11 protein-coding genes are annotated in these 11,836 nt (G+C 49.8%); 7 read left to right on the plus strand and 4 right to left on the minus strand.

The window, feature by feature from the left end; translation table 11 throughout:
* Positions 1-82 precede the first annotated feature (82 nt).
* Positions 83-811 carry a hypothetical protein gene (locus tag DUW71_RS15525; protein ID WP_119396186.1) on the minus strand — a complete coding sequence of 243 codons (729 nt, stop codon included), beginning with the start codon at positions 809-811 and terminating at the stop codon, positions 83-85.
* A gap of 199 nt (positions 812-1,010) precedes the next feature.
* Here DUW71_RS15525 and DUW71_RS15530 point away from each other — a divergent pair, with 199 nt between their 5' ends.
* Complete coding sequence (locus tag DUW71_RS15530; RefSeq protein ID WP_119396187.1) at positions 1,011-1,334, plus strand: rhodanese-like domain-containing protein; 324 nt, start codon at positions 1,011-1,013, stop codon at positions 1,332-1,334.
* Here DUW71_RS15530 and DUW71_RS15535 read toward each other — a convergent pair.
* Together DUW71_RS15535 and DUW71_RS15540 are read right to left on the minus strand one after the other, a co-directional pair.
* Positions 1,331-1,780 carry a GNAT family N-acetyltransferase gene (locus tag DUW71_RS15535; protein WP_119396188.1) on the minus strand — a complete coding sequence of 150 codons (450 nt, stop codon included), beginning with the start codon at positions 1,778-1,780 and terminating at the stop codon, positions 1,331-1,333. The two genes, DUW71_RS15530 and DUW71_RS15535, sit on opposite strands and share 4 nt — an antisense overlap.
* Positions 1,777-3,807, minus strand: coding sequence for a M3 family metallopeptidase (locus DUW71_RS15540; protein WP_119396189.1), 2,031 nt, complete (start codon positions 3,805-3,807; stop codon positions 1,777-1,779). The genes DUW71_RS15535 and DUW71_RS15540 overlap by 4 nt, the downstream gene beginning before the upstream one ends.
* Before the next feature lie 82 nt (positions 3,808-3,889).
* Between DUW71_RS15540 and DUW71_RS15545 the strand changes: the two genes are divergently transcribed.
* The 6 genes from DUW71_RS15545 (at position 3,890) to DUW71_RS15570 (ending at position 11,307) form a co-directional block, all read left to right on the plus strand.
* A complete protein-coding gene (locus DUW71_RS15545; RefSeq protein WP_119396190.1) occupies positions 3,890-5,620 on the plus strand; it encodes a hybrid sensor histidine kinase/response regulator in 1,731 nt (576 codons plus the stop codon).
* Positions 5,621-5,747: 127 nt separating this feature from the next.
* A complete protein-coding gene (locus DUW71_RS15550; RefSeq protein ID WP_119396191.1) occupies positions 5,748-6,284 on the plus strand; it encodes a gamma carbonic anhydrase family protein in 537 nt (178 codons plus the stop codon).
* On the plus strand, positions 6,281-7,267 hold the full coding sequence (locus tag DUW71_RS15555) for a hypothetical protein (protein ID WP_119396192.1): 987 nt from the start codon (positions 6,281-6,283) through the stop codon (positions 7,265-7,267). Before DUW71_RS15550 ends, DUW71_RS15555 begins: the two co-directional genes overlap by 4 nt.
* A gap of 188 nt (positions 7,268-7,455) precedes the next feature.
* Entirely contained in the window at positions 7,456-8,208 is a 753-nt protein-coding gene (locus DUW71_RS15560) for an ABC transporter ATP-binding protein (protein WP_119396193.1), read from the plus strand.
* Entirely contained in the window at positions 8,205-9,323 is a 1,119-nt protein-coding gene (locus tag DUW71_RS15565; protein WP_119396194.1) for an ABC transporter permease, read from the plus strand. The genes DUW71_RS15560 and DUW71_RS15565 overlap by 4 nt, the downstream gene beginning before the upstream one ends.
* A 127-nt stretch (positions 9,324-9,450) precedes the next feature.
* Positions 9,451-11,307: a methyl-accepting chemotaxis protein gene (locus DUW71_RS15570; RefSeq protein WP_119396195.1), complete on the plus strand. Its 1,857-nt coding sequence runs from the start codon at positions 9,451-9,453 to the stop codon at positions 11,305-11,307.
* Positions 11,308-11,311: 4 nt separating this feature from the next.
* Here DUW71_RS15570 and DUW71_RS15575 read toward each other — a convergent pair whose 3' ends face one another.
* The gene (locus DUW71_RS15575; protein WP_119396196.1) at positions 11,312-11,650 is read right to left on the minus strand and encodes a MerR family transcriptional regulator; all 339 of its coding nucleotides are present in this window, start codon (positions 11,648-11,650) and stop codon (positions 11,312-11,314) included.
* Between the last annotated feature and the right edge of the window lie 186 nt (positions 11,651-11,836).

An 11,836-nucleotide genomic window follows, 5' to 3' on the forward strand; every position in this document is an offset into this window, starting at 1 on the left:
CCAGAGTGAGAAAGCCGAGCATTATACCATTACTAATGCTAATAGACATATGACAATGCTGGCTTGAGATATTTAGCAGCTACTATTGACCGTCTTGGACAATTTTAACGTCAATCGCTGCGAGCGCGAGAGAGTCGCCAAGGCTAACGTCAACTAGTAACCACGCACGTTCTAGACTAGGAGATACGTAGTCATATCGAAACCGGGCGACATTACGATCAGAGAAATACATCACCGCCTTACCGGCTTCGGCCATGTCAAACTGAGCAAACTGCAACGCTAGTTCGGTTAAATCAGACGACGTTGATATATGACTTAGGCTTTCCAAACGCAGCTGCAACAGCTCTGTGTCGCCCGACATCACCGCATTACTCACTTGATCCGCAATAGGGCGAGCCGCAAGGGCTTGCTCTCGATTAGCTAGGTGCTGGGCCGAGAGCGCACTAGTCGCCGCAATAACCTTGTTGCGATAGTAAAGATTTTGCCAAAGCTGCCATACAGAGGCCTCAGTAAAACTGAGCATAATCTGGGCATTGTCCTGCTGATCTCTGCCATAACCCATACGCAAGCGTGATAGTAAAGAATCTGGTAAGGATGCACTGGTATAGAACCGCAGTTGCGCTGCTGGGTACTGACTTACCTCGTAGGCGTGCTGATAAGCAGCCGCTGATGATGGCAAACCTTGCACATCAATTCGCTCAATGCGCAGAGTAGAGTCGAATAAATTCACTGCTGAATAACTTACCGCCCAAATGCCGCCAATTAGCACAATCACTGCAAGCGCGCTGCGCTTTACCAGGGTTGCCATCATTACTGAAATCTCCTTGCCATTGGACAGGTCGCACGTAGTGTCCCGCTAATCTAGTGATTAATCCAGTCCACTTGTGTTACAGGGTGATTAAACTCAAATAAATCGCCCCAATAATCCCATATACGCAACATAAAGTATCAATTCAAGCCTATTGTTTCGGAGCTTTCTGCTTATACTTGTGTTCATCACTTAATCAAAGATGTGCGTAGCGCTCACCACTGGTAGAGCCAAGCGCACAATAGAGGACAGCATTATGACGACAATCGTAGATGTTCGCAGCCCAGCTGAATATGCCAGTGGCCATATAAACAACGCGTTAAACGTACCCGTAGACCAACTAGCTCAGCGCTTAAGCAAACAACAGTGTCAGCTGGATAAATCCGACCGAGTAATTGTGTATTGTGCGTCTGGTGGTCGCTCTAGCGTTGCTCAAGGCTTACTGCAACGAGCAGGCTATCGCGATGTAATTAATGCTGGCGGCTACCATCAGCTGCGCCAGCAAATAGATGCACTGAACAGCTAGCGGCACATAATAGTGACTGCTTCGCCATACACTTGATGATCAGCAATCACCTGCCAGCCGTGTCGCTCATAGAGTGGCGCGGCATCTGGCGTGTATAACCATAAGTGCTGATAACCTAATGCCAACGCTTGCTGATAAACATGGTTTACCAGTTCGCCAGCATACCCCCTACCACGATTGCCTGCTTCGGTGTAAACACTGGCCAACCAAGGTGTTCGTGACGTTGATTCCGGCAGGTCATTGTCGACCAAAGCCGCGGTGGCGACGGGATGACCTGCGACAAACTTTACCCACATTTGTGGCAGATCATCTTCATTGAGATAGCGCTGCATGCGCTCGATACGACCAGCTAAGGACTCTCCTGGATTCAAGTGGGCCCACTCATCTTGGTGCCACTGAGCAATGAGCGGCACAAAGGGTGCCGCTTGCTTAAGGTTGATGATCATGCAGCAATGCCAGAGTGGCGCAATAGTGCATCAACGGTTGCCTCACGCCCACGGAACTGACGATATAGCTCCGCCATTGGTTGTGAACCGCCCTGACCTAAAATGTAATGAGCAAAGTCCGCTGCGGCTTGGGCAGCAAAGATGCCTTCTTCTTCGAAGCGAGAAAACGCATCTGCCGAGAGTACTTCAGCCCACTTGTAGCTGTAGTAACCCGCTGCATAACCACCGGCAAAGATATGTGAGAAACCATTAGCAAAACGGTTCAATGCAGCCACTGGCACGACCGATACCTCTTGGCGAACGTCTTGCATGACATCTGTAATAAGCTGCTCCTGACCCTTACGGAACTTATGATGCAAAGTAAAGTCGTACAGAGCAAACTCAAGCTGGCGTAGCATCTGCATGGCACTTTGGAAGTTTTTCGCTGCCAGCATTTTGTCCAGTAATGTCTGTGGTAGGGGCTCATTGGTCTCATAATGGCTAGACAAATAGGCTAGCACCTCAGGCTGCCAGCAATAGTTTTCCATAAACTGACTTGGTAACTCGACCGCATCCCACGGCACGCCCGCGATACCACTCACTGCACTGACATCAACCTGAGTTAGCATATGGTGAATACCATGGCCAAACTCATGGAATAATGTCTCGACATCTGAATGCGTCAGTAGCGAAGGCTTGTTACCAGTCGCTGGTGAGAAGTTGCATACCATATAAGCAACAGGAATTTGCACGCCATCACTGGTTAAGCGGCGCGAGCGACAAACGTCCATCCAAGCACCACCACGTTTGCCTTCACGGGCAAACAAATCAAAGTAAAACTGGGCGATAACTTCGCTATTGCGGGTAATTTGGTAAAAGCGCACATCTGGGTGATAAGTATCGAACGATGTGACTTCTTCAACACTTACATTGAATAATTGCTCAAGCGTGCGGAACAAACCCGAAATGACCGTTGGTAGTGGGAAGTATGGCTTAATAAGTTCGTTGCTAATGCTGTATTTCTTTTCCTGTAGCTTCTGAGAAGCATATGCCATATCCCAAGCTTCCAGCGTGTCCAGTGCCAAGTCGGCCTTGGCAAACTCAGCTAACTCAGCAACATCTGCTTGTGCTTGCGCTTTCGACTTGTGGGCTAGTTCGGTCAAAAAATTAAACACTTGCTCGGGTGATTCAGCCATTCGCGTTTGCAATGCATACTCATCATAGGCTTTGAACCCTAACAACTCAGCCGCTTCTTGGCGAAGCTGCATAATTTTTTCCATCACTGGGCGATTATCAAACTCACCTGCATTCGGCCCTACTTCGGATGCGCGTGACACCCAGGCTTCATGAACGGCCTGGCGCAAGCTTCGGTTACTCGCGCGTTCCATGATGGCTAGGTAACACGGAATTTCTAAGTTAATCAGCCAACCATCGAGTTGTTTCGCTTGCGCATACTGCGCTAGCAAAGCTTTATCATCTTCACTTAAACCAGCCAGTTCGGACTCATCAGTAATATGCATAGAGAATGCTTTTGTAGCGTCTAGCACATGCTCTTGGAACTGCTGTTGCAACTGCGCCAGCTCGCCTTGAATATCACCAAAGCGTTTACGTTCGACCTCTGGCAAGGCCACACCGGCTAGCTCAAACCCTTGCACGGCATCTGCTAATGCTTTTTTCTGGGCGCTAGACAAGTCCATCTCATGCTCTAGCACCTTTTTGTACGCTTGGTAGATGGCTGGGTTCTGGTTGAACTCAGTTTGAAAAGCCGTGATCAGCGATACGGCCTCTCGATAGGGCACACGCAGCGCTTCGCTATCTGCTACACCATTGAGATGACCAACTGGACTAAACGTTTTTTCCAAGGCATCCATCGCCTCTTCAATGACAAATACAAAGTTCTGATAAGTCGGCGTTTCAGCTTGATCTACCAATTTCGCAACCACCGCCCGCGCTTCATTAATTCGAGCTTCCACAGCAGGCACGACATGCTCAGGTTGAATGCTCGAGAACTCTGGCAAGGCGCCATCGGCTAATAGTGGATTGGTCATAACTACCCCTATGTATTACTTTTATGTTTATGCTTGGGTAAGAAAACTGTACAATAACCAAACAGTGTAAGAATAAACAAAAATGACACCGTCAAATCAAGGCTTCACACTCAGTACGCAGCGGGTGCACGACATAAGCCGCTGGCTCGCTATGATTAGCACGCTTACGTGTGGCGCGTTTGTGCTGTTTTCTATTGCTGCCAAGCTGACAGTTTTTCTAGTATTTTTCTCTACGTATGCCGCTATATATGGCGCCATTTGGCTGCGAAACCAAGCTGGGCGCCATACTGGCAACGCAGTTGCCCTGTTCATTGCAATTGACACAGGCGTGTTTTTACTGGGATTAATGGTCAGTGATAAACCCGTATTGGCCCCTGCTTACATGCTGTTGATGGCCTTTCCATTCTTTTATAAAGCGAGTGACCATAAAGCCGTTGTACTGTTATTAGCTGCCATACCCTTGCTTACGTATTTAGCCCAGCTTGTGGTGCAAACCCTATGGATTAGCCAACCTTTGCAACCCCTACCCGCACCTGCATACTTTGCCACGGTATTTATTTTGAGTTGCTGCATCTTTGCTTGCGCCATCATGATTTTTCAACAGTTTTCGCTCGACCGCCAGGCTCGCAATAAGCTGCAATACAAGGTGGCTGCGCAAGCCAAAACCTATGATTTGCTTGATCGAGCTTGGCAAGAATCTGAACGCATTTCACAGGAAAAGAACAAACTATTGCTCACGATTGGTCATGAGTTACGTACCCCATTAACCAGCATAATTGGCCATTTAGACTTGATTGAAGAGCGAGATGTCGATCGAAGAAAGCGCGAGCACTGGCAACAAATCAAGCGCTCTAGCCGAACTCTGAGTGGGTTATTAGATGATGTGCTGGAATACAGCGAGTTTTATAATGGCAATCAACAGTTAAGCCTCTGCGAGGTAAATCTTGCTGAACTCTGCCAGCTTGTGTTGGCCGATCACCAAGGTGCAGCCATTCTACAAAACGCCGAGCTAGTATACGAAGGGCCTGAATCGCTCATAATCAACACTGATAGCAATAAAGTGCGAAGAATCTTGAATCATATTATTGGCAACGCGATTAAATTTCGCCGTTCAAATCAAGATACGAACGTCGTTACTTTGGCAGTCACCGCCGATGAGCACAATACTTCCATTACAATCAGCGACCAAGGTTTCGGCATTCCACCTGAACACTTGCGGCACGTATTCAAAGCCTTTTGGCAACCAGACCCGTCACTCTCGCGCCAACACCAAGGCAATGGATTAGGCTTGTACTTGTCACAACAATTGTCGCAGTTGTTAGGCGGTGAACTCACTGTAGAATCTCAGCTAGGTCAAGGCAGCACGTTTACACTCAAGGTGCCGGCATTAAAAGCAGCGCCTGCTTCAAAAAACACTGACCAGAAGCCAAGCAATTTCAAACAAGCCATGGTCGTAGAGGACAACCCTGTGAATCGTAAGGTCATGTTCGCCATGCTCGAGCGCTTGCACTTACCCGCCACCATGATGGAAAACGGCCACGAAGCAGTGTCTAACTACCTACAAAGCCAGCCCGACGTCATACTTATGGATTTACAAATGCCGGTATTGGATGGCCTCGAAGCTTGCCGAAAAATCCGCCAGATAGAACAAGAACACGCACTGCCGCCTTGTCATATTATCGCCGTCAGCGCCAATGCAACCCACCACGATAGAGCCCTTGCCAAAAGCGCTGGCATGGACGACTTCCTCGTTAAACCCTACCGCTTTTCTTCACTAAAAGACTTGCTTTGCCCACCTGAAGAACATACTTAGCGTCAAGCGCTCGCAATTTCTAGCAACAAGCAAGTTCCTGCGCCGTATCAAGCGAAAGACAGGTAGCAGTTTAGCCACACCATTGCTTGCGCTACAATGGCCAAACTCTCTGCAACAAGGTACTGGTATGAAACCTGTCCGATCTCTGCGTGGTGTGGCGCCAACCATAGGTGAGCGCGTTTATATCGACCCACAATGCTGCATTATTGGCGATGTTGAAATTGGTGCCGACAGCTCAGTTTGGCCAATGGCCGTTATTCGCGGCGACATGCACCATATTCGTATTGGCGAGCGCGTCTCTGTGCAAGACGGCTCGGTGCTGCACATCACCCACGCCAGTGACTACAACCCTACTGGCCACCCACTGATTATTGGCAACGACGTCACCATAGGCCACAACGCTTGTTTGCATGGCTGCACCATTGAAGATGAAGTACTAATAGGCATTGGCGCCATTGTGCTCGACGGTGCCCTAGTACCCAAACAAACCATGATTGCCGCCGGCTGCTTAGTACCACCAGGTAAACAATTAGAATCTGGACATTTGTATGTTGGCAGTCCGGCGAAAAAAGCCCGGCCACTAAACGAAAAAGAGTTGGCGTTTTTCAAGTACAGCGCTGGCAACTATGTCAAAGAGAAAAACCAGTTTTTGGAAGAGCTATGAAAAAGTTAATAACGATTGCCGCTGCCATTTTTCTGAGCGGCTGTTTTGCTGCTGGTGAAGGGGCGCGAGGCGCCGGTGAAGTGTGGCAAAAAACCTTTGAAGACTGGAATAAAAATGCCCAGCGCTACACCCAGCTAGTGGGCATGCTATGCGGCGAGCCCAACGAAGACAACCTAACCAGAATGCGCAACGCCCATCGCGGCCTAGTCACCGCCTTCGCTCGCACGGATGGCCTCGACCTAATTCGCAGCCGCAGCAGCTACCCACCATTTCTTATTTTCCCTGATGCCGTTGATACCGTACCAGGCGAGGTAGAGGCCTACGTTGAGGCCGTGCGCAATAGCCCAACCACACGACCTCGTGAGTATGGCGATACGCTATCAAGCATTACCGCCATGGAATATCTCATTTATGCCAATGACGACATCATTGAAGACCCAGCGCGCTGCGTGGCGTTAAAAAACATTGCCGACACCCATGCCCTGCAAACGCTAGATCACTCCGAAAAATGGACCCTAAGCATTCAGCGTGAACTATTAGAAGTCGCCAACCGTTCCGATGAAGAGTACTTCGCCTTGGCCATGGACGCGATTCGTGCGCAACTGCGCCTAGCTGATCGGTTTATGCGCGCCCCAATGCAAGCCGATGGCAGCGTCGCGCTAGACCGTGCCGTAACGCCTTGGATGCAAAGCTATGCGCACATTCAATTCCTACAACCCCTAGAAGCCTCGCGGTTAATCTTTGTGGTAGGCGGCCCACTAAAAACACTGCAAACAAACGATAACGCCGAACTGGGCAGCCAAGCCATGGCACTATACGAAGAAATGGCCGCTACCATCATCAGCTTTGGTGACTATGACCAAATTGCCACCGACCCCGGCAAACTACAGGATATGTGGCGCCTAATTGAAGTGCGTGAGGAGCTTTATGAACTCATGGACGGCCCAATCGCGCGGGCATTAGAAGGGGTTTATAGCCGGTAGATACGAAACATTGTAAACACTCTTAATCGGCGCTGCTTCACCACCGGGGGTGGCGCAAAACAAGCTAAGGACAAACCAAATTTTCCATGCAACGCCGCCGGTACTCAATCATCGACTTGTTGGCAAAAATCCGTATCGTTATGGTGGTCACCAAATGAACGCGTGACACCTAATCAAGGAGTATTGGAATGTTGTCGGTACAAGGTCTGTGTAAGACATTTCAGGAAAAACAAAAACAGCGCTGGAAAACAATTACAGTCGCTAAGCCAGTGCTCAACAATGTTGAGTTAACCGCCAAAAGCGGTCGCACATTAGCAGTTCTGGGCGCCAACGGTGCAGGCAAAACCACTACCCTGCGCTGTATTGCGGGCATGTTGAGCTTCGAGGCTGGCGATATCAGCATGAATGGGTTGACCGCCAAGAGCGGTGCATCTTGGCGCCAGCAAATTGGCTACCTTGCGGGCACTACGCGCCTTTACCCCCGCCTCACTGTTGCTGAAAACCTGCACTACTTCGGCACCTTGTATGGCATGGATAAAACCAGCATCCAGCAGCGAATTGAGCAACTCGACCAGCAACTGGAGCTTGGGAAAGCACTCAATACTCGCGTTGATGCCTGCTCAACCGGCATGCATCAAAAAGGCAATATTGCACGCACCTTGCTGCACGATCCGCAACTACTGATTTTGGACGAACCAACCTCTGGGCTAGATATTATGGCGTCGACCCGCATGCTTGAAGTAGTAAAACGCCAGCGTGATGCCGATCGCACCATTTTATTGTCCACGCACCATATGCACGAGGTTGCCGAACTGGCTGACGACGTTGCCATCATTGCCAAGGGCAAGGTGGCGTTCAACGGCCCAGTTCAGCACCTTGGCCAGCATGCAGAAGACATTCATCAATCCGTTACCAAGATTATCCAAGGAGTTGGCGTATGATGACCATATTTTGGAAAGAATGGCGCGACATTCTGCGTGATCGCAAAACACTGATTTCGCTGATCGTACTGCCGCTGCTGCTCACCCCTGTCATCATGGCCGTAGCCATTGGTGTCGGCTATTTGGCTTCGGAAAAGTCCGCCGCTGAGCGTTATACCTATACTTGGACAAGTGAACCGATTAGCGAGTTTGAGGCGCAACTGCAAGCCAGTGAGTACTTCTCTCCTACCGATGCCGTTGCCGATGTTGAATTATCGGGTAGCGGCACTGAATTAACTGCCGCTTTCGATACCGGTGACTTACAAAGCGCGCTTGGGCGGCGGTTATACGACCTGGTTGATGACCTCAACCTCCAATATGCCAACAACACACTTGCCGAATTTAATCTGAGTTTGGCCGACCTAGAGCCTTGGTCGATGAGTGATCGTGACATCAGTGGTGCGAGCGAAGTCGAAACCTTTTCAAGTTCCATTATCGGGCTAATTTTGCCAATGCTGCTAATGGTCTCAGTGTTGGCAACGTCCATGAGCCTAGCGGGTGATTTGGTAGCAGGTGAGCGCGAGCGTAACACTCTAGAAACCTTGCTGGCCTCGCCGGCGCCTGCCAGCCAAGTTCTGTTGGGAAAATGGTTAATGCTGTCCTCGGCGGGCATTATGTCGGCGTTATTAATGATGGGGTCGCTAAGTTTATTTCTTATCCCTGCACAACTATTTGCTTCTGGTGACATCGCCGACGCCTTCTCAGCTTGGTCGCCTGCTTTGCTTGCGAACACCTTGCTGCTGGCCATTCCAATTGCCATCTTAATTGCCGGCGCCTTGTTAACCATAACGCGCTCGGCAAAAAGCTTTAAAGAAGCACAGTCGCAAGCCAGCCTGGTTTTTATCTTAATCTATATCCCCATCATTTTTTCGATGCAGGGCATTCTTGACCCAACGCTGTTAGTACTAGCGATTCCTATTGTTAACTACCCAGTAACAATTCAAACCCTAGCCGCCGGCGACCTTATTTGGTGGATGCCATTGGTAGCCGTACTCAGCAACTTGGTCGTCGCCCTAGCCGTTGGCTTAATTTACGCTGCCAAAGTCAACGCCGACGAACTATTAAACGGCAGCTAAACGTTACATGGCCGGCTTGTACCCGGCCATATCCCAACTACAGAAACGCACGATCTCGCCGATACACTTTCTCACACAAAAATACTATTACTTACAAAAAGTAAAATTGAATAGGTGAGGTCGTCGAATGCGAAGTATTGCCCACAAGATTAGCATTGCCATTGTTCTGGTCATTGCCCTACTCACTACAGCCCTCACTTGGATGGCTGCAAATCGGCAGCAACAAACCCTAGTGCAAAATACCGAGCAGCAACTTGATGCGGTTATTTCCGGTGCGGCAGTGATCATGAGCGACTGGATCAATACGCAAAAACAACAAGTGGAAGCACTCGCCGCACAACACCGCCCCGCTCTGGGTAACCAGCTACTGGCGCTCACTAGCCAATCGCTTAATGCCACGTTCGTTTATGTGGCTGAAACGAGTAACCGAGATATTGCTCAGTTCCCAGCAGGGTTAATTCCAGCCGGTTTTGATGCCAGCACTCGCCCTTGGTTCGTCCAAGCCAGCCAAGCCAACACAGCCATTATGACGCCGCCGTATATCGACCTAAATAGTAATAAGTTGGTAGTAACCTTTGCCGCGGCCGGTCGTGAAAACGGGCGAGTTGCTAGAGTGGCAGGGATCGACCTATCCATTGATGCCATTGTGCAGCAAGTGCTCGACTTACCGCTGCCAAGTGAAGGTTATGTGTTACTTCTCGATGAGCAAGCCAACATTTTGGCCAGTGCCGATCAGCGGTTAATTGGTGAGAACCTTAGCCAGTTAATTCCCAACGGGCGCTCTGCAGCCTTGCAACGCGTGCAATACAACAACACCCCATACCTAATTAAAAATGAGCCCATTGGCACTACCGGCCTACAGCTGGCATTACTCACCAATGCCCAACAGGCCATCGACACACCGGTAAAACAAGCCGTGCAAACCCTAGTAATCATTAGTGTGTTTGGGTTAATAGCCAGCGCCGTTGTTGCATTTATTGTTGTGCGCCAGCTGTTAAAACCATTAAACCAACTGACTCAAGCATTGCAGTCCGCCTCAAAAGCCGATGGCGATCTTACCAACCGCATTCCGGTTACGAGCAACGACGAAACGGGTGTACTGTCGGAAAGCTTTAACCAATTTGTCGCCTCGGTGCAGCAGCTGGTGATAAAAGCCAAAGCCTCTACCGAAGAGCTGATTGACGTTGCAACTGCGCTTGAGCAGTCCGCCACAGACAACAATGGACAAATTCAAGCCCAGCAAAGCGAAATTCTGCAAATTGCCACGGCATTAGAGGAAATCACCGCAACCGCTGGCGAAGTTGCCGATTCGGCGGCTAATGCTGCCGACTCAGCCAAGCGCTCAGCCGATGCCACCAGTAAAGCAAACCAACACGCGCTCGATAGCGGCGACAGCATGCAAGCATTGATGTCAGAGTTGAATCAAACGGCGGAAGTCATCACGACCCTAGAAACCGAAGCAGATAGCATTGGTTCTATTTTGAGCACCATTCAAGAAATTGCCGAGCAAACGAACCTATTAGCCCTTAATGCTGCCATTGAAGCAGCGCGGGCGGGCGATCAAGGTAGAGGTTTTGCCGTTGTTGCTGACGAGGTGCGAAGCTTATCGCTGCGCACTCACGATGCAACAGGCGAGATTCAAGGCAAAATTGTTGCTCTACAACAGCAAACCCAAGATGCGGTGAACATCATGGAGCGCTCGGGTAGCGCAGCACAATTAACCAACGACAAGGTAGCAAAAGTAGGGGAATACCTAGCGACAGCCAACAATGAAGTACAAGCCATTAGCGCCTTAGCTCAAACGATCTCAAGTGCTGCCAGTCAGCAACGAGAGGCAACAGAGGAAATAGGCCGAATCACCACCGCCGTAAGTGACGCCGCCGATCATATTGCTGGCAATGTGGCCAAAAACACGCACGATGCCTCGAGCATGGCAGCCACAGCCAAGGGGCTTAGCGCAACGATGGCACAGCTGATCGTTTAATAGATCAAGCCCGCTGTTCGAGCATATCGAGCAGCCGTTGCTCTAGGGCGGAGAGGTCAAGCAAGCGATTGCGTACCACATCGAGCTTGCTGCGAATGGTGCGCCGCTGCGAGTCGTTTAAATCGCTTTGCAAATTCATTTCCGCCAATAACTTGGTTTCTTCCACGCTCAACCCCACAGCCTTGCACTGCTGCAAAAAATGCAGCTGTGCAACGGCTTTGGTTTGATAATCACGTCGGCCACTACCAGTGCGAACTTCGTTGCTCAGCAACCCAGCGCGCTCGTAGTACTGAATCGTCTCAATCGGGACACCAGAAAGCTTGGCCAGCGTTCCAATTTTCATCCGATTTCCTTCTCTCAATATGGGTGATATTGGCAACCGCTTACTGCGGTCTAACTTATTAGTAACCTTGGCTTTAAAGCATCAGCGCGTCTATAGCAGCATGACTGATAATTAACGTTTAAGTGTTAAGGCAACTGCACAGCTAGGAATAACGCGGCGGCTTGGGTAATATGCAAGCACGATTAC

The organism is Salinibius halmophilus, assembly GCF_003577475.1.
Lineage (GTDB): Bacteria > Pseudomonadota > Gammaproteobacteria > Pseudomonadales > Natronospirillaceae > Salinibius > Salinibius halmophilus.